At 50.7% G+C, this 25796-nt stretch carries 23 protein-coding genes and 3 tRNA genes; 6 read left to right on the top strand and 20 right to left on the bottom strand.

What is annotated here, in order from left to right; all coding sequences use genetic code 11:
• Positions 1-252 precede the first annotated feature (252 nt).
• The gene (gene radC / locus ACFPQ4_RS22680; RefSeq protein WP_378114203.1) at positions 253-864 is read left to right on the top strand and encodes a RadC family protein; all 612 of its coding nucleotides are present in this window, start codon (positions 253-255) and stop codon (positions 862-864) included.
• A 428-nt stretch (positions 865-1292) separates the two neighbouring features.
• Positions 1293-1712: a lecithin retinol acyltransferase family protein gene (locus tag ACFPQ4_RS22675; RefSeq protein ID WP_378114202.1), complete on the top strand. Its 420-nt coding sequence runs from the start codon at positions 1293-1295 to the stop codon at positions 1710-1712.
• Positions 1713-1796: 84 nt separating this feature from the next.
• Here the strand turns inward: ACFPQ4_RS22675 and ACFPQ4_RS22670 are convergent, their stop codons facing one another.
• Positions 1797-2861 carry a hypothetical protein gene (locus tag ACFPQ4_RS22670; protein ID WP_378114201.1) on the bottom strand — a complete coding sequence of 355 codons (1065 nt, stop codon included), beginning with the start codon at positions 2859-2861 and terminating at the stop codon, positions 1797-1799.
• A 154-nt stretch (positions 2862-3015) separates the two neighbouring features.
• Entirely contained in the window at positions 3016-3984 is a 969-nt protein-coding gene (locus ACFPQ4_RS22665; protein WP_378114200.1) for a hypothetical protein, read from the bottom strand.
• 301 nt (positions 3985-4285) lie between these two features.
• Between ACFPQ4_RS22665 and ACFPQ4_RS22660 the strand changes: the two genes are divergently transcribed.
• Together ACFPQ4_RS22660 and ACFPQ4_RS22655 are read left to right on the top strand one after the other, a co-directional pair.
• Positions 4286-4465, top strand: a complete 180-nt coding sequence (locus tag ACFPQ4_RS22660; RefSeq protein WP_378114199.1) for a helix-turn-helix domain-containing protein — start codon at positions 4286-4288, stop codon at positions 4463-4465.
• Positions 4466-4547: 82 nt separating this feature from the next.
• Positions 4548-5717, top strand: a complete 1170-nt coding sequence (locus ACFPQ4_RS22655; RefSeq protein ID WP_378114198.1) for a tyrosine-type recombinase/integrase — start codon at positions 4548-4550, stop codon at positions 5715-5717.
• A 364-nt stretch (positions 5718-6081) separates the two neighbouring features.
• On the opposite strand, the gene ACFPQ4_RS22650 is transcribed toward ACFPQ4_RS22655, so the two are convergent.
• The 10 genes from ACFPQ4_RS22650 to ACFPQ4_RS22605 form a co-directional block, all read right to left on the bottom strand.
• Positions 6082-6170 (bottom strand) — tRNA-Leu (locus ACFPQ4_RS22650).
• Between the two features lie 211 nt (positions 6171-6381).
• Positions 6382-6458 (bottom strand) — tRNA-Ile (locus ACFPQ4_RS22645).
• 22 nt (positions 6459-6480) lie between these two features.
• Positions 6481-6557: transfer RNA gene (locus ACFPQ4_RS22640), tRNA-Met, on the bottom strand.
• 66 nt (positions 6558-6623) lie between these two features.
• A complete protein-coding gene (locus ACFPQ4_RS22635; protein ID WP_378114197.1) occupies positions 6624-6812 on the bottom strand; it encodes a YycC family protein in 189 nt (62 codons plus the stop codon).
• 79 nt (positions 6813-6891) lie between these two features.
• On the bottom strand, positions 6892-7056 hold the full coding sequence (locus tag ACFPQ4_RS22630) for a hypothetical protein (protein WP_378114196.1): 165 nt from the start codon (positions 7054-7056) through the stop codon (positions 6892-6894).
• A 194-nt stretch (positions 7057-7250) separates the two neighbouring features.
• Positions 7251-8960 (bottom strand): extracellular solute-binding protein, encoded by a 1710-nt coding sequence (locus ACFPQ4_RS22625; protein ID WP_378114195.1) that lies wholly within the window; start codon positions 8958-8960, stop codon positions 7251-7253.
• Entirely contained in the window at positions 8957-9847 is an 891-nt protein-coding gene (locus ACFPQ4_RS22620) for an ATP-binding cassette domain-containing protein (protein WP_378114194.1), read from the bottom strand. The genes ACFPQ4_RS22625 and ACFPQ4_RS22620 overlap by 4 nt, the downstream gene beginning before the upstream one ends.
• Positions 9848-9850: 3 nt before the next feature.
• The gene (locus ACFPQ4_RS22615; protein ID WP_378114193.1) at positions 9851-12763 is read right to left on the bottom strand and encodes an ABC transporter permease; all 2913 of its coding nucleotides are present in this window, start codon (positions 12761-12763) and stop codon (positions 9851-9853) included.
• A gap of 3 nt (positions 12764-12766) precedes the next feature.
• A complete protein-coding gene (locus ACFPQ4_RS22610) occupies positions 12767-13882 on the bottom strand; it encodes an efflux RND transporter periplasmic adaptor subunit (protein WP_378114192.1) in 1116 nt (371 codons plus the stop codon).
• Entirely contained in the window at positions 13845-14624 is a 780-nt protein-coding gene (locus tag ACFPQ4_RS22605) for an ABC transporter ATP-binding protein (protein WP_378114191.1), read from the bottom strand. The genes ACFPQ4_RS22610 and ACFPQ4_RS22605 overlap by 38 nt, the downstream gene beginning before the upstream one ends.
• 233 nt (positions 14625-14857) lie before the next feature.
• On the opposite strand from ACFPQ4_RS22605, the gene ACFPQ4_RS22600 reads away from it, so the two are divergent.
• Positions 14858-16510 (top strand): glutamine--tRNA ligase/YqeY domain fusion protein, encoded by a 1653-nt coding sequence (locus ACFPQ4_RS22600; protein ID WP_378114190.1) that lies wholly within the window; start codon positions 14858-14860, stop codon positions 16508-16510.
• A gap of 87 nt (positions 16511-16597) precedes the next feature.
• On the top strand, positions 16598-17971 hold the full coding sequence (gene nagZ / locus ACFPQ4_RS22595; protein ID WP_378114189.1) for a beta-N-acetylhexosaminidase: 1374 nt from the start codon (positions 16598-16600) through the stop codon (positions 17969-17971).
• A 161-nt stretch (positions 17972-18132) separates the two neighbouring features.
• Here the strand turns inward: nagZ and ACFPQ4_RS22590 are convergent, their stop codons facing one another.
• From ACFPQ4_RS22590 to pyrF, 8 genes are all read right to left on the bottom strand, one after another.
• On the bottom strand, positions 18133-19248 hold the full coding sequence (locus ACFPQ4_RS22590; protein ID WP_378114188.1) for an ABC transporter permease: 1116 nt from the start codon (positions 19246-19248) through the stop codon (positions 18133-18135).
• Position 19249: 1 nt separating this feature from the next.
• Positions 19250-20179 (bottom strand): ABC transporter ATP-binding protein, encoded by a 930-nt coding sequence (locus tag ACFPQ4_RS22585; RefSeq protein ID WP_378114187.1) that lies wholly within the window; start codon positions 20177-20179, stop codon positions 19250-19252.
• Positions 20180-20371: 192 nt separating this feature from the next.
• Positions 20372-20773, bottom strand: a complete 402-nt coding sequence (locus ACFPQ4_RS22580; protein WP_378114186.1) for a hypothetical protein — start codon at positions 20771-20773, stop codon at positions 20372-20374.
• Positions 20774-20848: 75 nt separating this feature from the next.
• Positions 20849-21832 (bottom strand): GDP-mannose 4,6-dehydratase, encoded by a 984-nt coding sequence (locus tag ACFPQ4_RS22575; protein WP_378114185.1) that lies wholly within the window; start codon positions 21830-21832, stop codon positions 20849-20851.
• A complete protein-coding gene (locus ACFPQ4_RS22570) occupies positions 21829-23154 on the bottom strand; it encodes a UDP-glucose dehydrogenase family protein (protein WP_378114184.1) in 1326 nt (441 codons plus the stop codon). The genes ACFPQ4_RS22575 and ACFPQ4_RS22570 overlap by 4 nt, the downstream gene beginning before the upstream one ends.
• 182 nt (positions 23155-23336) lie before the next feature.
• Entirely contained in the window at positions 23337-24116 is a 780-nt protein-coding gene (locus ACFPQ4_RS22565; RefSeq protein WP_378114183.1) for a tyrosine-protein phosphatase, read from the bottom strand.
• A 167-nt stretch (positions 24117-24283) separates the two neighbouring features.
• Positions 24284-24931: an orotate phosphoribosyltransferase gene (pyrE, locus tag ACFPQ4_RS22560; protein WP_378114182.1), complete on the bottom strand. Its 648-nt coding sequence runs from the start codon at positions 24929-24931 to the stop codon at positions 24284-24286.
• Positions 24931-25665 carry an orotidine-5'-phosphate decarboxylase gene (gene pyrF / locus ACFPQ4_RS22555; RefSeq protein ID WP_378114181.1) on the bottom strand — a complete coding sequence of 245 codons (735 nt, stop codon included), beginning with the start codon at positions 25663-25665 and terminating at the stop codon, positions 24931-24933. Before pyrF ends, pyrE begins: the two co-directional genes overlap by 1 nt.
• Between the last annotated feature and the right edge of the window lie 131 nt (positions 25666-25796).

Genomic DNA, 25796 nt, shown 5'->3' with positions numbered 1-25796 from the left:
ATGCAAATTGAACAATCAAGCTGATACTTCAATCATAGCCTATCCTAGCTTCGAATTCCAGAAAATACCGCTAATTTCGACAAATCATAATCCCATACTTTAGTATTTTGAATCGAATGAAATATATATTATACCCCTGACACCTATGCACGATAGGTAGTCCTCGCGAGAGGCTATCCATGCATCGAAGGGTCGTACACCTTCAACTGTATACGGCCTTTTTGTGTCCATCAAATCAACGGAGGAAAACCAATGACACCTTATCCCCCCACCGAAATTAAACGCCTTATCTCCGAATCCCTAAGAGAGAAACACGACAGCTATCTGATTCAAGAAATGTTCCAACAATTCCCAACAACTACAGAACTGCTGGAAGCTAGTGAGCAGCAATTAACCACGATTAAAGGAATTGGAATAGGTAAAGCTCGCCAGATTACCGCATTGCTTCAACTGGCTAAAACCCTAACCTTTCCCTCGCATGATCAAGTTTCAATTCATTGTCCGAAGGACGTATACGATCTACTTGCACCTGAATTAAGGCACTCTTCCAAGGAACATTTTACTTGTCTATTCCTGAATACAAAGAACCGAGTGATCTTTAAGGAAATAATATCGGTTGGCTCTCTGAACGCTGCGATAGTGCATCCAAGGGAAGTATTCCGCGCCGCCATCAAGCGTTGTAGCGCATCCCTCATATGCGCTCATAATCACCCGAGCGGTGACTCGACTCCATCTCCTGAAGACATTAATCTGACTAAGCGCCTTGTATCAGCAGGGGAAATCATAGGCATAGAAGTGCTCGATCATATAATTATTGGCGGCAATCAATTCTACAGTTTGAAAGAACATGGACATTTCCATTAAAGCTTAAAAACATAGCTTTCAATGCATTTAGTTACCATCAAATTCTTTCAAATACTTCCAATGTTTCTTGCAAATATTGGTAAATTATGGTATTGTGAGGTTGTTAGATGCCATAACCCGCAGATGCAAGCTTCTTATCTACATAGTTAGTTATCATCCACATCTGCAACAGCCCCAAGTGATCGTTCACTTGGATTTGACTGTATAAATATTCATGGATTGACGTTAACCGATGAAGATCGAGATAAAGCTATAGGAATGCACTTACTTCCTTTAGGCTCAATTCTGATCCTTCTGAGAATTAAACGTCTTTTTTATTTGCTCATAAAGGGGGAATCATATTTTTAGCCAAAATTATATGGAAAATTCTCACGATATCGTAACTATATACTCTTGATTAATATCACAAATAGAGGAGGATTATTTCAATGAATCAACACCCATTATCATTTTTAAGTGAAGCAATTAAAAAAACAGTCGTTACAGCGTTTAATGCTATTGAAAGTGTACAGACTGCGCCAATAAAAGCAGGTCATGCATATTTGGGAACAGACCCTATTTTGGAAAAAGGAGACCATATTATGGTCTACTGTGGGTATATGCATCACGGACTTTACCTCGGCAATGGCATGGTCATTCATTATCCCAAGCCCCATGGGAGAGGGAGAATACAAATTGATTCAATAGCTGCATTCAAAAATGGCAGATCAATTGAAAAACGGCATTCTAATTTGAGACACAGCCGAGATGAGGTAGTAAGAAGAGCTTACAGTAGGTTGGGCGAAACTGAATACAGTTTATTATTTAACAATTGCGAACACTTCGTGAATTGGTGTAGAAATGGCTGAGAAAAACCTGTTTGACCGCAAGTTATACTATTGAGTCATATCACCTAAAATATTGGGAAGGAGGCTATCCGCCTCCTTCTTATTCTAATGATGACGCTGATCTTCCAAATAAGCTTGAATCCTGCTATCCAAATTTTCTAGTCTGCTAATGCCCCATTCAGAAGGCAAGCAGACCGGGTTGATACCTAAATCCCGCAGTTTTCCAAGTCTGCTACTGAACCTGTCCATTATTTGCTTTTGATTTTGTGTTCCTATCGAAAATTCCACTTCTCCTGCAAACTGTAATTTAGCTGCCCATACGCTTCCGCATTGATCGATTAGTTCAAGGAGTCGAGTTAGCGTCTTTCTTTTCCTGTCACTCTTGACTTTCTCAATGATGATCTCTTTTGCTTTGTCGAACGTATAGTAGTCACCTGCCCCAATAATCAAATCGTAAAAGTAATTCAATCGATCTCTGCAGCGATCTACTGATAAAACATCGTGGACTTTCACATTACAGGCCTTGCATTGAATTTCAAACCTTAATATCCCTTTGGTTACACTGTAATCCCTGAATTGCTCCTTTGAATTCTGCTCCTTCTCTTGCAGCGTTCTATACCTATCGTACCAATTCACCGTAACCGTTGGAGCATACAAATACAGATTAGTATCGGAGCCGATGTACATTTGTGTGACTTTTTCTTTCAGCATGTAAATGGGGATATTACCTTTTGAATACAAGAACAATAATTTAGGAATGAGTTCTTCACCTACATACAAATCGACGGTATATTCGACTCTTTTGGCTCTCCATTCAAAGAAAGATGGCACACAAAGTCCGATAACTTCCTGCAATATGTGGTCGAACTTAGTGCCGACTTCGCCAAAATCACTTATGCGAGGCAAACCATAGTAATTTGAACCGTCGATATTTTTCAGTAATTCCGGATAGAGCCGAATTTCAATAGAACGATAATTCCATGTTTTACGCATTCGTATTTCTTGAAAACCAACTTCGGATAATCCAGTCGTTAAATATGCGGATGTATCACATTTGTCTCGCCATATCCCTTGCCGTAAAGTTTTTAAAAAGGCCTTTAGTTTTAAAAATGTGTCACTATATTCAGAATCCGTCATTTCATATACAACATATAACCTATCAATAGACATACACATCACCCTGACTCCCCCCCTTCCTAAACCATGCCGTGGAAAAGCAACTGCCGGAGAGGGGTATATTATTTAAGCGTCAAAGTGATGTTTGGAATACAATAAAAAAGTACATGAGCAGCCAATATGCGCTCATGTACTTTGTTTTTTATAATCATTTTTCCATGTCCAATAGAAATTCATTAAATCTTAATTTGTTTATCTTAAACACCCGATTGCTCAATTGAGATGTTCTGAAATCAGCACGTTTTAAGTTGGTCTTTGATCTTATTTCATTGCTTTCAAAAATACCCGATTCAACCAGGAAATGATCCAGATCTTTCTCAGTTATTCTAAGCTTAAATCCTTTGCGAGTAAAATAAGCACGAATCCAGCTCCACGTCTTCGAGTAGACAAGATAGTAGTAATCGTTATCCTCCCAGCCCCATTCACCTTCTTCATCGGAAGGTTCCAGAGGAAAAACCAGCATCTTGATTTCAGAAATATACTGGCTTTGTGCCCTTAAAAACATAACCGCATCTGTAGCTTCCTTTTGATTGTTTTCCTGCTCATTTCCATTGACAATTTTCATGATTGAAATCACTTTTCGTTCGCGCCTAGATTCAGCTATATGTTCTACTGCTTCTCCATCTTCAAGCCACTCGTCATTATAAAAAATCTTTTTAGCCTTTTCCTTTATAATGCGTGAGGACAATTTTATTGCAATCCTAAGATACCTATACAGATCAGACTTATAAATCAAGAAGTCGCGGTCAATGAATTCAATGGACATCCAATTCCCCTTCTCGATTGCCTCGTCACTCAAATTTACCAAAATACGTTTGTATTTATCTTCATTAAATCGCGAATAGAGCTCAACTGAAATTCCCGCTTCATGAATCTTTTCCCCATCATCGTAGTAAAGACTATGTGTCGGAAGAACGAAGAAGTTACATATTCTTGTCTCATTTTCTTTACTTTCTGATTGCAATAGGAGGTAACCTTCGCCATCAAAATAGAGATTCTCCTTCTGAAGAATCCTATTAATCTTTGTTCGAATGTCATCCAATCCGTAGTCGAATACGGAGTCCTTTACTTTCTCCGAAAATTTTTCAATGAATTCCTCTGACTGATATTTCTCCATATCACACCTGCCAATTTATTCGACTCAACGGTTATACGGTATTATTAGCTAGACACAACTTAACGAATAATAAATTATTTCAAGCCAAACAAATGTGTAATAATCAAATTCAATGTGAAGAGAAGGAGCAAAAAAATGATCAAAATCAGTAACATCTAAACGTACCATACACGAAACTTGACTTAAAGCTTTTGGGAACGTGGGAACGCGGGAATGTGGGAATAGCACTGCTCAAATCCGTATTGAATACACCTTCAAGTATATATTATCCATTGGAATACATGGAAAGGATGTTGTGTCAATGTTTACAGAATACGATGATGTTATCACGCTTTCCGACATGATGGAGATTCTAGCAATCGGTCGGAACAAAGCTTACGATCTGCTACGTTCAGGACAGATTAAATCGTTTAAAATCGGCAAAGCATATCGAATTCCGAAAAGCTGCATTGAAGAATATATACTTGCGAGAGTGAAGTAATCTCAATAGCTGGACTTGTAGACAGGGGCAAATATGCTCCTGTCTTTTTCATTTTCAAAAACTCACTTGGAGGTCGATGCACATGAAAGGCAGTTTGCTCAAACGCGGCAACTACTGGTACATCATAGTCGAAACGAAGGACGAAACCGGAAAAAGGAAGCAAAAGTGGATTAACACTAAATGTGAGAAAAAATCGGATGCCGAGAAGGCTCTGCGAGAAGCCTTGACGAAGATGGACAACAATAGCTTCGTTCTGCCGCAACGGAAACTAAAATTCACCGATTTTATGCTGGACTGGCTGAATAACGTCATTAAAAGCAAGGTTGAGGAAACCACATGGGAAGGCTACCAAATGGTTGTAACAAAGCATATCATCCCCTATTTCAAGAGTCAAAACGATCTGCTACTGCAAGAATTACAGCCGATTAATCTGCAAAAATATTACGAGACCAAGCATCAGAACGATCTTGCAACAGGTAAAAAAGGATTGTCCGCTAAAACATTGAGAAGACATCACGCTAACATTAAGTCCGCATTGGATTTCGCAGTTCGAATGAACTTGATTCCGTTTAACCCCGCCGATCGAATTCTGCTCCCAAAGGAAGAGAAGTATAACGCCAATTACTACACAGTCGAACAGCTCGAAAAGCTATTTGAGGTTTGTATGGGTACACCTATAGAGTCAGCCGTATATATCGCGGCTCACTACGGCTTATGGCGTTCCGAGGTGCTCGGATTGAAATTCGATTGCGTGGACTTCGATGAAAAGACAATTTCGATCAGAGAGGTTCGCGTGAAGATAGGCAAAACAGTGGTCGTGAAGAAGCCTAAAAGCGAAAGCAGCCAACGCATTCTGCCATTGATGGAGAACATCGAAAATTACTTGAGGGCGCTAAAGAAGCGGCAGAAGGAAAATAAGCTGCTATTCGGTAAAGATTACATCAACAGCGGTCTTGTATGCTGCTGGCCTGACGGTAGCCCAATGAAGTCAGAATTCCTGAACCATAAGTTCAAAGACATACTCGCTAAGAACGGTTTGCCACACATCCGATTTCACGATCTCAGGCACTCGACGGCAAGCTATCTTATCAAACATGGCGTAAGCCTTAAAGAAGTCCAAGTATGGTTAGGGCATTCCACCATCAATATTACAGCGAATACCTACACCCACATCGACATGGAAACAAAGAAAGATACCGCACAAAAAATTAACGATCTATTCTCTAACAAGTCGAAGGGAGTGGCACAATGAAGTATGTAGTGTGGAGGGCATTGAACGATGCTGGAATAACTGCCGCGCTTCTGGACATTGCCAGAACCCACGTAAAGCTTGCGTTGGAGTATTGCAACACCAACACTTTATCTTGCCGCAGAGAAGCCATTAAAGCCGAAATCCAGCGTCTTAGATTGGAGCGTGACGGAATTCTTGAACGCATCATATGAACCAACAATCCCCGTTCACAACGTCAATTCAACTATGATGCCGAGCGTGTAAGAAAGCCCGAAAAGATCACAAAAAATGATCGCCGTTAGCAAAATGTTAGCAAAACCGCTTTTTGAGCATGAAAAAAGGCCTTAGCTTTATGAGCTAAAACCCCGAGAAGCCTTGATATAAGTGGTGCCGAGGACGGGGGTCGAACCCGTACGGTGGTCACCCACCGCAGGATTTTAAGTCCTGTGCGTCTGCCAATTCCGCCACCCCGGCACGTTAGTCGCCCACTTGGAGGAAGTACCGCCAAACGTGACAACAGATAACATATTACCACGGAACGGCACCTTAAAGCAAGGTTTACTTATCCAATTCGCCCAATAATCTCGCTTGCTTCCAGCCATAGAAAGAAAAAGATCCCATGCTCGGCGAGCGATGGGATCTTTTGCGATCGATACGTATGTAGTTCGTTCTTCATCATTTCAGTTGGTGGGCCTTGAGGGACTCGAACCCCCGACCAATCGGTTATGAGCCGACCGCTCTAACCAACTGAGCTAAAGGCCCCCGTCTCGGTCCAGAGAAAGGTTGGTTGCGGGGGCAGGATTTGAACCTGCGGCCTTCGGGTTATGAGCCCGACGAGCTACCGGGCTGCTCCACCCCGCGTCGATGTACTTGCATCCGCCAGTTATTGGCGACAAATAATAATATACTCTATTTCAGCATGTCATGTCAAGCGTTATGTTTTCCCTCACCTGAATTGGCATTATCCGCCTCGTCCTTCCCCGCATTCGCCATGGCCATCTCGCCAAGCTTCTGCAATAAGGCGTGCTGCGGCATATGCATCAAGTGCTCCAAGGGCACCTTCATGAACGCGGCAAGCTTCTGCGCCGTGTCCGCCGATATCGGCAACGGTCTCATCGTACATCCTCCTAAGCAACTGTCGTCGGTCTCAGCTTAGCACAGCGATGCGCTGTTGCCAAGATCGACACACCAGCACTCAGGGAAGATATCGGACGCCATAGCGGCCTTTACGCGAACGGTACACTTCGATTTCACGCGGCAATTCGATCCCGAACACCCAACCGTCGTGTTCCATTCGCTGTACGAGGCAGCCTGCTTGAAACTTGCTATCGTACAACCTTGACCAATAAACCCATTTCAACGCTCATCCCTCCGTAATCTGGGTTAGTACCCTCTAGGATGCACGGCGGAGCGTATTTTGAAACCCGTTATTCGGAATCGTCTAATCTCCTTCTCAATCGAAATTGTAAAAAAAACACCCCATAGCATTGTATCGGATAAACCATCGGTCTATTCCCAACGCTGCTATGGGGTGCATCACCGTTCAGTTACTCGTTACCCTTTAGGTTGCGCGGATGCCGCTGATTCGGATGCGGAGCCCGAGTCGGTCGACGCGGACGCCGAAGCAGGCGCATCCTCCGTCGTCGCTTCGCCCTCAGGCACGGCCACGGCATCGTCGGAAGACACAGACACGCTTTCGCCCGCCGCTTCCATCACTTTCAGCTTGTCGAGCGGCATAACACCTCCGCCATCGCCGTAGACGTTGTCGTAGATGCCGTCAATCGGGCCGCTCGGATTCGTCTTGATTTTCTGAAGCAGATCGTTACCTCTCGTCTGCCACTCCGCGAGCGCTTCCTTAACCGTCATCGTACCTTGGATGACTTTCATATATGCCTGGTTCCCCAGCTCCGTCACCATGTTCAAGTTCGGCTTCTCGCGGTAGAGTTCTTGATCCTTAAGCGAAGACTGAGCCATCGGAGCCGGTTTCATCTTCGTGAACGCTTCGATATTGAACGGATCCATGCCTTCTTTCACCTTAACGAAAGCTTTAAGAGAGGACATTTCATAAGTGCTGCGCGATTTGAATTTCGCCGATTTCTCGCTGTTCATGAATTTAACGAATTCCCATGCGTCGTCCGGATTTGGCGCCTTGGCGTTAATGCCCGCCAATTGGTTCAAGTAGATGCTGCCGCCAAAGCCCACTTTTTCCGCGAAGAATGGCATCGTTACGACATCCCACTCCAACTTGTCGATCTTGAGCTTGTCGGCGTTCGCGTTCATCTGTTGAATTTGGCTGATCATGCTGTAATCGCCTACGGCCATCGCTACTTTGCCGTTCAGGAACATTTGTCCTTGGTACGGGTTATAGCGAACTGCGCCGTCTGTAGCGCCAGCGTTCTGCTGATCGTACATGAACTGCATATCTTCTTGCTTCGGCGTAATATGGTCTTTGTTCAGATCGGTAATCTGTTTCCAAACCGCTTCCCATTGCGGCGTGTTGACGGTCATCGTCTCCGCTTTGTCGTCGAACATTCTCAGCTGCAATGGAGCAATGAAGTTCTGAAGGTCATAGAAGCTGTCTCCGGCTCCCCATTGATTCAAGGAAAATCCGAACGTGGCGTCTTTTCCTTCGCCTTTTTTCATGCGTCTGGCCAAATTGAAGACGTCGTCCCAGCTCATGCCGTCCGTAGGGAAATCTACGCCGGCTTTAGTGAACAGCTTTTTGTTGTAATACAGCGCGGAAGGCGTAAACGTCGGCGTCAGCGCGTAAATAAAGCCGTCCCCTTGCTCCTTGATGCCTTCCATAACCGTCGGCACGAACGCTTCCGTGTCGATTTTGTCTTCCTTAAGCATCGGATCCAGCTGCTTCAGCAGGTTCTCGTTCACGAGCTGTCCAAGCAAGTTCAGATCGAAGATCATAACGTCTACCGGATTATCTCCGGTCATGATGGCTTTTACTTTCTCGAGAGGGTCGGGCTGTTGTTGCGGTTTCCCTTGATCCTCGAATTGCATTTGGTTGTAGTCGATCGCAGGTACGATTTCGATGTCGATGTTGTCGTGATCGAACTCGAACAGATCCGTGTATTGCTGGCGGAAGTATTGGTCGTCCTGCGTGCTGCCGTACAGCGTGCCGATGCGTAACGTGTGACGATTGTTAGGATCAGCCGTATTGTCCTTCGAGCTGCACGCCGCGAGTATCGGAACTAGCAGCGATAGCGACAAGCTGATTTTGATCCATTTGGGAACCGATTTGTTATTCGTCATGCGGTTTCTTCCCCCTCTAATGTTTTCGGTGCGGTGATGACGATTTTGTCGCCATCGAATTCCATCGTAGCCTTGTCTCCGATCGCCAGCGCCTTCAAGTATTCCTTCGGAATTTGCATCCGCCCGACGCGGTCGACGACTACGAATTCTTCGTGAACGTCATCCAGCGAATGTCCACCGGATAGCGGGATCGATTGATCCAGGTTCGGATTGCGTTTAATAAACTCCGTGCTCGTAAGACCGTCCCGAATCGCGACTACCCGATCCACTTTGCCCGCAAGAGACAAGTCATGCGTAACGATGACGATCGTAAGCCCCAGTTCCTTGTTGAACCGGCGAAAAATATCCATGATGACGTCCGAGGTGCGCGTATCGACGGAACCCGTTGGTTCGTCCGCGAGCAGCAGCTGCGGGCGGTTCGAGAGCGATATCGCGATCGCCACGCGCTGCTGTTCGCCTCCGGACAGCTGTTGAAGCTTGTTGTGCATGCGGTCTTTCAGTCCAACCCACTCTAGAAGTTGCTTAGCATAAGCGCGATCCAGCTTGCCGGCGAACATCATCGGCATCTCGACGTTTTCGAGCGCCGTCAGAAAGGGCAGCAAGTTGCGCCCGTTATTTTGCCAAATGAAGCCGACCGTGTCGCGCTTGTATTTCACCAAGTCATCGTCGCTTGCTTTAAGCAAGTTCCAAGGACCGACCTGCACTTGCCCGGCGGACGGACGGTCCAATCCGCCGAGAATGTTAAGCAGCGTGGACTTCCCGCTTCCGCTGTTGCCGATAATCGCCATCATCTCGCCGGGCTTAACGCTAAGGTTAAGACCTTGAAGCGCGACAACTTCGAGATCGTCCGCTTTGTAAATTTTGACTAACCCTTCGCACGTAATCATCGGTTATCGCTCCTCTCCGAGCTTGACGGCTTGGTGCACTTTCAGTCTGCGAATATGTGTGATCAGCAAGGCGACGCCGATCGTCATCATGACCCCGACTACGATGTACAAGCGATTCGTGTCCGCCGCATCGAATACGACGCGGAACGGCGGAATTTGGTTCGCCGAGTTGTCGGTCGTCTGCAAGAACGGCAGGAACAGTATGCTCGTCAGCTTGCCGATTCCGATCCCTAATCCGATCGATAGCCCTGCGGTGAAAATTTGCTCGAGGAGCAACATCCCGGTAAGCTGCTTGCGAGATAAGCCCATCGCCCGCAAAATCCCGATCTGTACGACGCGCCGAGATAAGTTGAAAAACCAGAACAGAATGTATCCCGAGAGCGAGACGATGATCGTTACCATGAACCCGAGGCTCAAAATACCGAACACGCCGCCTCTAGCAGGGTGCTTGCTCTGCGTGATGAGCTCGCTGCGCATGTCGTCGATCGAGGCGAGCTCGACGCTTTTGCCTTGCAGTACAGGGATGATCGGCGCCGTCTTGGCGTCCGGATCCATCTTCAGCCATACGTCGTATGGGATTAGCGGCACTTGATCGTAAATATAATCGAGATTCGCGATCAGGAACGGCGATTGATCCGGATATTGACTCGGCCAATACGGCAAAATGTCCAAAATGACGAACTCGATCGCCTGCTCCTGAAGCACCGTGCGGACGATGTCCCCGCGCTTCAGTTCGAACTTCTTGGCTACGTTAGAAGAGATCAGCGCCCCTTCCGGGTATTTGCCCATCCACTCCAAATACTTATAAGGGCTGACCGGATACAAGTCGTTGCGGAACCAAGCTACGCGCGCGAAGTCGACGTTGTCGATGCCCATGATCGTCGCTTGCCCCGCGGACTTGCCGGAAATCGTCAGATTGCCTTTCGTCTGAAGCACGCGCGCCGCATGCTCTACGCCGGGCAACGTACGGAAAACTTCGAACGGCGGTTCATTGTAGTTAATGCGGGTCGGAACTACGCCTTGCCCGCCTCCGCCACCACCGCCGTTGCCTCCGCCATTACCGCCGCCATTGCCGCCACCGGATCCTCCGCCTCCGCCGCCATTACCTCCACCGCCGGAACCACCACCGTTGCCGCCTCCGGAAGTATCGACCGGAGCGAACTCGGCCGTGCCTTCCCACACCGTCTTGACGACGACGTCCGTACCGTATTTGTACATGATGCGCTCTTCGGAATTCAGTCCGATCGTTCGGGCGGCGGACGAATTGTACACGCCTAGCCCGAGCGTCAAAATAAGCAGGATCATTAGCGGATAGTACGATCTGGACGAACGCGACAGCTGCGTGAGCGTCAAATACAACGGTACAGGCAGCAGCTTTTTCCAGATTACGTTAAGCAGCTTCAAGATGAGCGGGAACAATCGCAGGAAAACGAGACCTGCCGCGAATATGCTTATCGCCGGAACGAAGAACAGGAACGGCTGCACGTTCAGTTGGTCCGTCGTAACTCCGGTAGCGAACGATACCATCTGACGCTCGTTGAATAAGTACCAGCCGTATCCGGCCACGCCGAGCAGGACGACGTCGAGAAACCACTTCTGCCAGAACGGCTTGCGCTCCGTCCGCGCCATCTGCCGTTTGTAATCGACGATGGACGTGCGGGTGAACACGAGCGCGGGAATGACCGCTGCTCCGATGGCGACGATAACCGCACCGATTCCTGCAATGACGCTGTCGGTCGAGAAGCCGACCGGAATCGACTTGCGGTCTACGAATAAGAGGAACCCGCTCGCCGAACCGATACTCTTCGCCATGAACCATCCGAAGAACGGTCCGGCGACTAACGCGACGATGCCGAGTAACGATCCTTCCAATAAAAACAATAAGAACACTTGCCTTGTGCTGGCCCCCCGGCTGCGAAGCACCGCGATATCCGAGCGTTGCTTTTCGAGCGCTTGCTGGGAGTTCATCGTTATGAAATAGAACACCATCGCGATCATCGGCGCCGCCAGCGTGAAGAGCAGCGTCTGAAGCTGCAGGCTGTCGCGGCGGAAATCTTTGAGCATGTCGGAGAACGAAATGCTAAGGTGCGTGTCGTTTAGCCTTTTGAAAACTTCGATATCGACGCGATTAAGCGTACTAGATAACGGAGAGAGTTGACTCGTCTTGATCTCGCGAAGATCGAAAGCGGAGTACCAGTTGGCGATCTGAATCGGCAAGTTCATCCCTTTGTTCAGATCGTTAGTGAATACGTCTTCCGAGATGAACAGACTGTTCATAAGCCCCTCGAAGCCTTGGTACCAATAGCCGCTCGCGGCGTCCTTCGCCTTGAAAGAGCCGACGATTTGAACGCGCAGTTCTCTTCCTCCGGACACCGGATACATCAAGACGTCGCCGACGTGAAGATCGTTGCGGAACAGCGCTTCTTCCAGCATCATCGCTTGCACGGTGCCGTCGCTATCCGTCTTGTCGGCGAACCATTTGCCTTGGGCTTGCTCCGATTGCGCCTGCAAATCGCTGAACGCCGAAATCGTTAGCTTGCGCGTCCGGCTCGCATCCACCTTCGTGGCGTCTTCCGGATACACTTCCGAGCTCCGCAGCGTCAAGCTTCGCTGCGTAGAATCGACCGGGAAGCCGATGTCCGCTTTGACGTCTTGCTCGATGTAACGATTAACGTTATCGAAGCCTTCCATATCCGTCTTGCCATCCGTCGATTGATAGCTGATGAGCATCGCCCCGGCCGGCAAACCTTGGCTGTTGTCCTGCAACGACTGGGACACGACGCGCTTAAGCGCTCCGTCCGCGTACATCGGAATGCTCGTCGTGAAGGCGACGGCTATGAACAATCCGGCAAGCGTACTGAGCGTCAGCCAGCGCGTGTTCCACATTTTGCGGAATAGAAATCGAATCAGCGCCATAGGTTACCTGCCTACGACTTTCTGCCCCGGCGTTAAGCCTTGCAAAATTTCAACGTCCGTCGCTGTCTGTTGGCCGACTTCTACGTCGACCTCCCGCTTGGTGCCGTCTGCTTCGACGACTTGCACGTAGGAGCGAGCGCCGATCGTACGGAGCGTTGCCGTCGGAATGACGACCGCGTTCTCCTTGCGATTCGTAATGACCGCTACCGACAACGGCGTTCCTCTCGTAACCTCTTTCGGAAGCTCCTTCACGTCTACGAGCAAATATTGATCGAGCCTTACCGGACCCTGATTGCCTTGGCCCTGGCCGCCTTGACCGCCGTTATTCGCGTCCGTCTGCGCTTGAGGCATTTGCTTGACCGTGCCTTGAACCGTACCGGCGTTGTTAATGTCCACGCGCACTTCCATGCCTACCGCGACTTTCTCAAGATCGTCTCTCGACAACGTCGCCGCTACGATCAACCGGCTCGGATCCGCGATGATGCAGATCGCGTCGTAAGCTTTGATCTGCGCGCCTTCTTGCACGGACAGTCCGACGATCGTTCCGCTGTAAGGCGCGACGAGCACCGCCTTGTCGATATCCTCTTGCATGTCGACGAGCGCTTGCTTCGCCGACTCGAAGTTAATGACCGCTTGCTCGAATTCTACCGGATCCATTTCGTCCTTATTGCGCAGCGTCGTCTTCATTTGCAGTTCTTGCTGTTTAAAGGCGAGCGTCTGGTTGCGAAGCGTCTTCTTCATATCGTCTACATCCAGCTCGGCGATCGTCTGGCCTTCTTCGACGACTTGGCCGGGCTGTATGTATAATTTCTTGAGCCTTCTGCCGTCCAACGTAAAATAGAGCGTCTTCTCCTGAAGCGACAAAACCTTGCCCGAGCCCTGTACTTTCGATTCGAGCGTCTTCGTCGTCACTTCATAGGAAGGCTTCTCGGAAATTTTGGGCAACTCGATCGCGGACAGATCTTCTTCGACCGGCTCGCTCGGCAACAAGCTGCACCCGGAAATAACGGCCGACAAAGTCATCGTGGCGATCATCGCCGAGATTAGGCGCCCTCTCTTGCGCGCGTTGCGCGATGCTTCGTTAGGAGACGAATACGCCGTCCACCATTTCATAGACATGGTCTGCTACCTCCAATATAGTCGGGTCGTGCGTCGTCATGCAGATCGTGACGTTCTGCGTGGCGACGATCTCTTTGAATACTTGCATGACTTGGGCCGCCATCTGGCTGTCCAGTTCGGCGGTCGGTTCGTCCGCCAAGAGCAAGCTAGGCCGATGCGCAATCGCCTTGGCGATCGCCACCCGCTGTTGCTCGCCCCCCGACAGCTCGAACGGTCTGTGGTGCATTCGCTTCCCCAGTCCGACAAGCTCGAGACACGACGTTACTCTCGATTTCCACTCCCCGCGCGGCACCTTTGCCATGCGAAGAGACAACTCTACGTTCTCGTAAGCCGACAATAGCGGCATAAGGGCATACGCTTGGAAAATAAATCCGATATCCTTCCGGCGAACCTCGGTTCGTTTATCGTCGCCCCACTTGTGGAACGGCCGATCTTGGAACACGATCTCACCGGCCGTAGGCGTGTCAAGACCGCCCATAAGATTCATCAGCGTCGTTTTCCCCGAGCCCGAACGTCCTCTCAGCATAATAAGCTGGTTCGGATACAGCTCGAGATCGATTCCTTTCAACACCCGCAATTTGCTTCCCCCGACGTCGAAGGCGCGCTCCACTCCGCGTACGGTAAGCAACGGTTTGTTCTGCGAGACTCCTCTAATCGCGTCCGACTGCCCAGCCACTGGTTCGTCTTCCTTCGGATCCCGCGGCAAATCCGCCGTAGTTTCGCGGCGCAGCCATGACAGCATGCGATTTCCTCCCTTACCATTCTCTTCATCAACTATAACGAGCATTGTCGTGGAAAAGTTACGGAAAAATTAAACCTTTATCATTTTTTTAAGAGAAATAGGATATCGGTCTCATCTTAAGGCGGGACAAGGAGTGACAATTCATCATTTTTTGCCCCAACCCTTTATAAGAGAGCCGAGTTTTGTGTATTATTAGAAGATATACATTCATCAGGGAAGAGGGTCGGATCCGAGTGGAAACGAAGTCGCTGTCATCAAACTTTATTAAAAATATCGTGGTCGAGGACCTTGCCTCGGGCAAAGTGAAAGAAATCGTAACCCGCTTTCCTCCCGAGCCGAACGGCTATTTGCATATCGGTCACGCGAAATCCATCTGTCTGAACTTCGAGCTGGCCGACGAGTTCAAAGGAAGAACGAATCTCCGGTTCGACGATACGAACCCAGTTAAGGAAGACGTCGAATACGTCGAGTCGATCAAGCAAGACGTAGCATGGCTCGGTTTCGAATGGGACGGACTTTTCTTCGCCTCCGATTATTTCGGAGAGATGTACGATCGCGCCGTTCTGCTCATTCGCAAAGGCCTCGCCTACGTGGACGACCAAACCCCTGACCAAATTCGGGAGACGCGCGGCACGCTGACGTCCCCCGGCCAAGATAGCCCGCATCGCAACCGGTCCGTAGACGAGAATCTCGACCTGTTTGCCCGAATGAAAGCCGGCGAGTTCTCCGATGGCGAAAAGGTGCTGCGCGCCAAAATCGACATGGCTTCTCCGAACGTAAATTTGCGTGATCCGATCATCTACCGCGTCCTTCATGCCCATCACCATAACACGGGCGACGCTTGGTGCATCTATCCGATGTACACGTACGCGCACCCGCTCGAAGACGCGATCGAGGGCGTCACCCATTCGATTTGCACGCTGGAATTCGAGGATCAACGTCCTTTCTACGACTGGGTCGTTCGGGAATGCGAAATGCCCGCTACGCCTCGCCAATACGAATTCGCGCGCCTAAACTTGACGAATACGGTCATGAGCAAAAGAAAACTGAAGCTGCTCGTGGACGAGAACGTAGTGGACGGTTGGGACGATCCCCGCATGCCGACGATTTCCGGCTTGCGCCGCAAAGGCTACACGCCCGATTCGATCCGCGCCTTCTGCCGCGAAATCGGCGTTACCCGCAGCTTTGGCATCGTGGACGAACGGATGCTGGAGCACTTCATCCGCGAAGATTTGAAGCTGAAAGCACTTCGTACGATGGCCGTGGTGCAACCGCTCAAAGTCGTCATCACGAACTATCCGGAAGGGCAAACGGAATGGCTCGATGCCGAGAACAATTCCGAAAACCCGGACATGGGACATCGCCAAATTCCGTTTTCGCGCGAAATCTATATCGAACAAGACGACTTCATGGACAATCCGCCGCCGAAATATTTCCGCCTGTTCCCAGGCAACGAAGTACGACTGAAGCATGCTTATTTCATTAAGTGCGAGGAAGTCGTTAAGGACGCGGACGGCAACGTCATCGAGCTGCGTTGCACGTACGATCCCGAGACGAAGAGCGGCTCCGGCTTTACCGGCCGCAAAGTCAAAGGAACGATCCACTGGGTGGACGCGAGCAATGCGGTGCCTGCCAAGTTCCGTCTGTATGAGCCTCTTATTACCGAAGAAGCGGAAGAAGAAGGCCAATCGTTCCTTGACCACATTAATCCGAATTCGCTGCAAGTGCTGGACGGCTTCGTAGAGCCGGCCATGAAAGAAGCGAACGGCGGCGATAAGTTCCAATTTTTCCGCCATGGCTACTTCAACGTCGATCCTAAAGATTCGACCTCTGACGCGCCTGTCTTCAACCGTATCGTTTCGCTGAAAAGTTCCTTCGAAGTTTAAACAAACTCAATATAGGCTTGAACGCTCCAGTAACCTATCGACGGGTATCGGAGCGTTTTTGCTACAACAATACGGGGATGTGCTCATATGGAAAGACGGATGCATCAGAAATACGATTGGCATCGGACGAAGATTACGGGAGCTATGTTGATGTTGCTCTTGTTCGCAAGCGGATGCAGCGGCGGCAATAACGGCAACGAACCCGCCGCCCCGCTGCCGATCGATCAAGGTACGGCGACGGAGACGAGCGCGCCAACCCCGACTGCGACGGTTATCCCGTCGACAGCGCCGGTCGAAACGCCGACCCCCACGCCCACTCCTACCCCATCGGAATCCGCGGAAGTAGACGAAGTGTCCGCGATCATGGCCAAGATGACGCTGGAGGAGAAAGTCGGCCAGATGCTCATGATCGGCGTGGACGGAACGACGCTGGATCGGACGGCCGAGAAGCTCATCAAAAACAGCCATGCCGGCGGCGTCATCGTGTATGCGGACAATCTGCAACGATTGGATGAATCCGTTAAGCTGATCAATGCCATAAAAGCCGCTAACAAGGACAACGCTGCGCCTCTCCTTCTTGGAGTCGATCAAGAGGGCCAGAAAGTGAGCCGTCTGCCGAAAGATTTCGAAGGCATTCCGGATAGCGCTACGGTCGGCAAATCCGGCGACGCGGAAATCGCCAAGTCTCTCGGCGGATTGTTAGCCGAAGAACTTCGCGTCATGGGTCTAAACTTGGACTTTGCCCCCGTGCTCGATATCAATAGTAATCCTCATAATCCGATTATCGGCGTCCGTTCGTTCGGCAATAACGCCGAGCTTGTCGCGAAGATGGGCGTAGCGGAGATGAACGGACTGCAGGAGTCCGGCGTAATCGCCGCGGTGAAGCATTTTCCCGGCCACGGGGATACGTCGGTCGACTCCCACCTATCGCTCCCCGTCGTCCGCAAGACGCTTGAGCAGCTCCAACAGCAGGAATGGATTCCGTTCCAATCCGCGATTAATAACGGAGCCGAAATCGTAATGGTCGCGCATATTTTATTTCCTCTGATCGACAACAAAGCGCCAGCTTCTTTCTCGAAGGTCATCATAAGCGACCAGCTGCGCGGGGAGCTAGGATTTAACGGCGTCGTCATTACCGACGAAATGACGATGGGGGCGATCGTCAATCATTTCGGCACCGTGAATGCCGCATTGAAGTCGGTCGATGCGGGAAGCGATATTTTGATGGTCGCGCACGACTACGTCAAAATGCAATCCGTCTACGACGAGCTGTTAAAGTCGGTCAAGTCAGGCAAGGTCAAGGAATCCCGCATTGACGAGAGCGTACGACGCATACTGACGCTAAAGCTGAAGTACGGGTTGTCCGACGCGCCTACCCCGATTCCTACGGCAGCCGACATCCCGAACGCGCAAATCCGCGAATGGAAGTCAGCGCTGCAGAAGGCGATAGCTAAGAAGTAACGGCAAGCGATAATAAGTGTTTGAGCTCCTTTACAACGATATCCCCTTCGCTCAGGTGACGGATCGTCAAGAGATCCTGAGTGAAGGGGATATCGTTATAAAGCGTATAAATAGGATTGCAGTAAGCAAGCAAGAGACGTCACCGAATAACTAATCAGAGATTAACGCACTTCTATTTTAGACATCCGATAAATAACCGCTCCGACCGCGAATGTCGCAACCCCCCATGCGGCTAACACGCCGATGCCTAGCCAATAATCGGATGTCAACAGCCCGCTGCCGTAAACCATGCCATCGCGCATGCCTTCCACGAAGTACGTGAGCGGAAGCGCTTCGCTGACCGGCTTAAGCCAATCCGGGAATCCGCTCGTCGGGAAGAAGATGCCGCTGAGGAACATCATGAGGAAGCTTGCGATATTGGCATAGCCCATGTATGCTTCCATCGTCTTGCTAAACGACGAGAACAGATAGCCTAGCGAGTTGAACGCGACCGCGCCGACGAAGAAGACGACGAGTAACGTTAATGCGTCGATATGCAGGTTTGCCCCGAAGACGAATACGCCGATTAAGGTTAGCAGGACGATCTGAACGACGCCTAGGATGAACCGCACGAGCATGCCCGATAGACCGAACAGCCCCATTTTGACAGGTGTCATTCTCAGCCGCTTAAGCAAGCCTTTGCGCCGCATCTCTACCATGCCCACCATGCCGAACAAGCCGGCCTGCGCGATCGAGAGTGCGATCATCCCCGTCATGAGGAAGTCGACGTAATTCAAATCCTCGCTGCCTCCGGATACGGAACTAACGTCCAGATGGAACGTCGGCTGCACGCCCGCTTCCTTCCAGTTTGCTTGCTCGAGGAATTGTCCGACGATGCCGGACACGGCTTGCGATGTCGCGCCCTGCTCGTTTTCCGTGTTGAAAATAAGCTTAAGCGTCTTCGCGTCCTCCGCCTCCGGAAGCACGATAACCGCGTCCACGTCTTTGTCCTTGATCCACTTGTCCGCTTGGGCCTGATCGACCGGCTGTTCGGATTTCCATTCGAACACCGGCACTTGCCGCAGTTGCTGAACGAGCCGGTCGGACGTGGCGTTCGCTTTCGTTTCGACGACCGCGATCTTCGCCTTGAACTCGCTGCTGCCCCCGCCGAAGATGACCATGAAGATGACCATCAGAATGACCGGGAAAAAGATATTCCAGAACCAGACTTGCTTCTCGCGGAACATGAGCTTCATATTCGCGCCGAAGAGCTTGACGAATTGTTTGCCGCTGCTCATCTTAATCCCTCCATTCCTTGCCGGTGAAGGCAATGAACACGTCTTCGAGGCTCAGCTCGCGAATCGATACTTGCTCTACGCGGAATCCCCGTTCCTTCGTGAAGCCGAACAAGCCGTAGAGCGACTCTTCCGGTTTCACCGACCACACTTGCAGGAACGCGCCCTCGCGCGCCGTCTTCGTGACGCCCGGCAATTGCGCGGCTACTTTCTCTCCTTCGATCGCGGCGGCTTCCCCGTCGAGGAACGACACTCTTAATTCCCGTTCCTTAGTCAGTCGGTCTATCAGTGCTGCGGGCGTATCTAGCGTTACGATTCGTCCTTGATCCACAATGCATACGCGATCGCTCAGCTTCTCCGCTTCTTCCATGTAGTGCGTCGTCAAAATCGTCGTTTTACCGAGCGCTTTGAGCTTCAAGACGATGTCCCATATGTTGCGGCGCGCTTGCGGATCGAGTCCCGTCGTCGGCTCGTCCAAGAATATAATCTGAGGATCGCTGATCATGGCCAAGCCGATCGCCAACCGTTGACGTTGACCGCCGGAGAGCGACTTCACGTGTTTCGCCCGATGATCGGTTAAATTGATCATTTCCAGCACTTCCGCGATAGCTTTGGGCTTCGGATAGAACGAAGCGAACAGATCGAGATTTTCCTCGACGGTCAACAAGTCGAACATGGCGCCGGATTGCGGCTGCACGCCAATCTTGATTTTGATCTCTTCCTCGTTTTTCGCCCACGTTAATCCGTCTACCGTAATCGTGCCTGCATCCGGGGGGAGCAGCCCCTCGATCATTTCCAGCGTCGTCGTCTTGCCCGCCCCGTTCGGACCGATGATCGTGAACACCTCGCCGGCTTCCACGGCGAAGCTGATCTCCTCGACCGCCGTAACCGGACCGAACGTTTTCCGCAAGCCTTGAACATTCAATACGGGCATTACGTTCTCTCCTTCATTTTCCAATTATCGATTCATCAGGTCTATTGTATCTTAATGTGTCAAGGAGGTTCGACGGTCTAGGGGATGTACGCCATCTCGGTCCTCAGACTGAGATGACAAACACACAAAAAACCGTTAGGCACAATCCTATGTGTGCCTGACGGTCTTTTGATCGGTGTATACCTTTTGAGTTTAATCTCTCGCAAAATAAGTGTTCTGACGCATCCGCTCTTTCAAAAGCCGCTCCTGCTCAAGTGCGTGCGTAATGTCGTCTTGAATTTGGGTCGCGCAGGCGAGACACAACGTCCCTTTGCGGATCGGTCCTCGACAACGATCGCATGCATCCGCTAAATTCGGATAATCGAACAGCTTTAGCTTACCCGCGCGAATGAGTACCTGGATTTTATCCGCCGGGACGGAAGAGGCTTCAGCCAGTTGTTCGTTCGTCATGCGACGATTACGAAGAAGCTGCACTTCGAGCGTTCGTAGCGTCGTGTCTTCCTCGTTCGAGCAAGTCGAGCACATATTGCGCATATTGATCTGATAAATTTTGCCGCACTTGGGGCAATGGGCTACTCGTAGTTCTTTCGACATAATCAGACCCCACTCTCATCATTCTTCTGATCTAATAGTATCATAAGCTGATAGATTATGGGTATTATTACTTATCTAATGACCCGAATACCACTGTACAAACTCGCGAATGCCTTCCTCGAAATGCCACTTCGGATCATAACCAAGCATCCTCCGGGCCTTACTCACGTCGGCGTTCGTGCGATTCACGTCGCCGGGCTGCATCGGTAAGCGTTCGATTAACGCTTTCTTCCCTAACTCAGCCTCGATGGCCGCGATCATGCGATCAAGACGGATCGTATTCGACTCTCCCAAGTTGAATACTTCATACTTTCCTTTTCCGGCGCCAGCCCATTCGATCGCCTTCGTTACGCCGTCTATAATATCTTCGATATACGTGTAATCCCGCTCGGTAGATCCGTCTCCGTAATACGGAATAGGCTTCCCTTCCGCGATGAGCTTCGTGAACTTATGAATCGCTAAGTCCGGTCGCTGTCTCGGACCGAAGACGGTGAAAAACCTTAAGCAAGCGACGTTAATGTCGTACAAGCTATGATACGTATGGCACAGCAGCTCCCCGGCCTTCTTCGTAGCCGCATAAGGCGAGATCGGATAATCGACGACATCGTCCTCGGCGAACGGGACCTTCTCGTTATTGCCGTATACCGAAGAGGAAGAAGCAAACACGAAGCTGCCGACGTTATATTGGCGGCTCATTTCCAGCAAGTTAACCGTGCCGTTAATGTTAACGTCGGTATAAAGGACAGGATTACTGATAGACGGTCTGACGCCGGCGTATGCGGCAAGATGAACGATCGCATCAATCGGATAGTCCGAGAATACTTCGTTCAAAAAAGCGATATCCCTAATATCGCCTTCACAAACCGTATAGTTCGTATCGGAGATAGCGTTGATCGCCATGAACTTGCGGGTCTCGGCGACATTCCGACGCTTAATCGCCGGATCGTAATAATCGTTAAAGCTATCTACAGTAACGACTTTAACGCCATTCGATAGCAATGCTTCGCCAAGATGGGAGCCGATAAAGCCGGCACCGCCCGTAATGAGGACTGTTTTCAAACGAGCACGTTCCTTTCCTGCTTTCCGCTTCTGCCGATCGATTCGTAACGGATGCCCGCCGCCTTCGCTTCTTCCGGCGCATAACAATTTCTGCCGTCGAATACTAGCGGTCTTTTCATTAGCCTGGCATACGTACGAAGATCCAACGCTTTAATTTCCTGCCATTCCGTAAAAATAAAGCAAGCGTCCGCATTCAGCAGAGATTCCTCGATCGAGGCGCAATAAGTAAGATCTCCATCGTATATTTTTTTCAGATTATCCATCCCGACGGGATCCCACACTTGAAGTCGGGCTCCGTCTTCGAGGAAAAACGGTATATTCGCGAGCGAAGGAGCTTCGCGCAAGTCGTCCGTTCCCGGCTTGAACGTTACGCCCAAGATGGCAATGTTCAACCCGCTGAACGAATGGAAATATTTCCTCGCTTTTTTCATAAGCCGGATTTTTTGCGCTTCGTTCACTTCGATCGCCGCTTTGATCGTCTTTAGCTCGTAATCGTTGTAATTCGCGAGCCAATGCAAAGCTTTCGTGTCCTTCGGAAAGCATGACCCCCCGTAACCGATCCCGGCATTCAGGAACCGGTCTCCGATCCTCTTGTCGAGCCCCATGCCGGCGGCGACGTCTTCTACGTTCGCGCCGACGATCTCGCACAAATTCGCGATCTCGTTCATATACGATATTTTCAAAGCCAAAAAATCGTTCGCCGCGTACTTGATCATCTCCGCGCTTCTGCGATCCGTGACCACTATCGGGCAGTTGAACGACTCGTAAAGACGCTTCATGACGTCAACGCTTTGTTCGTCTTCCGCGCCGAGCACGATCCGAGAAGCGTGCAACGTGTCTTTGACAGCTGTCCCTTGCGAAAGAAACTCGGGATTCGATACGACGCGTATTCGAACGTCTTTGCGCAAGTCTCTGAGTTGATCCTCCAGCATTTGCGCCAGCTTATCGTTCGTCCCTACCGGAACCGTAGATTTTACGGCAATTACGCAATCGCGTTCTACCGACCTGGCGATTTGTCTGACGACGTCGTGGATGTATTTCAGATTCGCCGATCCGTCTTTCTTCTCGGGCGTTCCGACGCTAATAATGATAACTTCCGCCCAGCGATAAGCCTCGTCTCCGTCCGTCGTATAAACGAGACGATCTCGGTTCCGATCCATCATCTCTTCCAATTCGGATTCATAGATCGAGCACTTTCCTTGGCGAAGAAGGCGGATTTTCTCTTCGTCGATGTCCAAGCACGTGACCCGATGTCCTTGCTCGGCGAGACATACCGCGGTTACTAGCCCGACATACCCGACTCCTGCTACGGCGATGTTCATGACTCACATCCTTATCTACATCATCTGGAATGGTGTACGTCCGCGTTGACTCGACCCTAATTTCTTCTGCAACTAAGTAGGGTTCTCCTGCCATCGGTCCGTAACAACATGTATATGATCGCTTTGCCGATAGTTATCCAATTAAAAAAGCCGATCCTGCGGATCAGCATAAGATCTCAATTCTAGTAACGAAATAGCTTCGTGATCTTGTTCAATAGTTTGTACTCTTTGTACATCGCCGGACTTACCGCTAAATCCGCGTTCGCGAGCAGACAAGCGGCATTGTGCCGATAATAATCGCTCCATTCGGGACCAAGCCTGCTAGCAATAGCGCGATAAGCTTGCGATAAACTAAAAGCTCGGCGTTCGACATGGTGGGCATCGGACGATACGATGTGGATTAATCCCGCCCGGCATAATGCCCAAGCCGCCTTCTTGACGTGCTCGCCGAAATCTCCCAATAGCGAATGCGTCGTGACTTGAGCTCTTGCTCCTAGAGCGATCAAATCCGCCAACAGACGCGGGTTCTCTCTAATGACGCGGTTACGTTCGGGATGCGCGATAATCGGTCGTATGCCCGAAGCGACAAGCCCGCGTACCCAATCGCGGATCTCCTGCGGTATGTCCGGTCCTGGCAACTCGATCAGCAGATACGAGGATCCGGCCAGCGTAAGCAGCTCGCCCTTCGTCCACGCTTCCAGCAATCCATCATGCACGCGAACTTCTTGACCCGCATGAAGCGTAACGGGGATGCCTTCCGTGTGCAATCGGCTTTGAAAATCCCACAATGCGTTCTGCACGTCCGAAGCCGGATTCGTATAACGGCCGTTCGCGTGATGCGGCGTAGCGATAATATCGGTAATTCCTTCGGCGGCTGCGGCGCGCGCCATGGCAAGTGCGGTCGTCATGCTGTCGGCACCATCGTCTAATCCAGGCAAAATATGCGTATGAATATCGATCATGACCATCCGCCCTCTCCGCCAATCCCTCTATTATCCAATGATAGCACAATGTTGCATATTGATAAAACCTGACGAAAGTCGTCAATATATTGTGTTTTCATAGACAAATATAGGAAAAGAGCCCTACCCGGTTAAAGGTGAGCTTTTCCAAGAGATACGCAAACCTTTTATTTGCCGAATGTTTGCGGGCTTTCTCTCCACGACTGGAGAAGCGAGACCTGATCGTCCGAGATCGTGCCTTGCTTGCGGGCTTCCTCGACGAGCGCGCTGTAGTTGGAAAGCGTGCGAAGCGGAATGCCGGCATCCGCGAACGCTTGCTCCGCCTGCACGAATTGGTAGGTGAAGATCGCCAGCACACCGCACACTTCGGCCCCGGCTTCTTTAACCGCCAACGCGGCTTTGAGCGAGCTGCCGCCCGTAGAGATCAGATCCTCGATAACGACGACTTTCTGGCCTGGCGCGATCCGTCCCTCGATCAGATTTTGCTTGCCGTGTCCTTTAGCTTTATCGCGGATATAAGCCATTGGCAAGTTCAATTTCTGCGCCACCCAAGCCGCATGCGGAATGCCGGCCGTCGCGGTACCCGCGATGACTTCGGCGTCCGGGTAATGCGCGCGGACGAGCGTAGCGAATCCTTCGGCTATCGTATCGCGAATCGCCGGGTAACCCATCGTTAAGCGATTGTCGCAGTAAATCGGCGAAATAATGCCGGAAGTCCAAGTGAAAGGCTCGTTCGGACGTAGCGCTACCGCGCCGATTTCAAGCAGGTTGCCCGCAATAACGGACGGCAATTGCGCTAGTGTCAATTCGCTCATTACTCAGTCATCTCCTTCAAAATGTCGTTCAATGCTCCCGCCGGATCCGCGGCGGCCGTGATCGGCCTGCCGATGACGAGGTAGTCGGTCCCCATGGCGACGGCGTCGTACGGGGTCGTGATGCGCGTCTGGTCGCCTGCGTCCGCTCCGCGCGGACGAATGCCCGGCGTAACGGTGATGAACAAAGCGCCGCACGCGCCTTTGATCGCCGCGACTTCGAGCGGAGATGCGACGACGCCTTGCAGGCCGGCTTGCTTAGCAAGTTTCGCGTAGCTAACGACTGCCGCTTCCAGCGGTCCGCCGATGCCGATCTCGTCGTTCAGTACCGCTTGGCTCGTGCTCGTCAGCTGCGTCACCGCGATGACGATCGGCGCCGCAGCCGCATCCCCCGCTTCGACGGCTTCCCGCACGCCTTCCGCGGCCGCGCTCATCATGGCTACACCTCCGGCGCCATGCACGTTGAACAAGTCGACGCCAAGCCGCGTAATGCTGCGCGCGCCGCCTCTCACGGTGTTAGGAATGTCGTGCATCTTCAGGTCGAGGAACACTCGGAAGCCTCTTGCTTTCAGCTCGCGCACGACCGCAGGTCCCGCGGCGTAGAACAGCTCCATTCCGACTTTCATCCAGCAGCCCACGCCTTCCAGCTGCGCGGCAAGCTTCAGCGCGGCTTCCGCATCGGGCTTGTCCAGCGCGACCATGACTTTCGCGGCCGCTTGTTGCATCGTAAGTGTCATGCTTCAAAAACCTCCTCTTTCCTCGAAGTTTGGGGGCTCCCCCGAAAGTAATCGGAATAAGCTTCGAAGCACCGCTTCACTTTTGGGGGCAAAATTCAGCCCGATCTTCCCGCGCGTTTCAGCGGGAAGAC

Origin of the sequence: Cohnella yongneupensis, from assembly GCF_042655785.1 — a bacterium.
GTDB lineage: Bacteria > Bacillota > Bacilli > Paenibacillales > Paenibacillaceae > Cohnella > Cohnella yongneupensis.
Note: the sequence above shows the minus strand (reverse complement) of the source record. Positions and strands in the feature narration are given on the sequence as shown.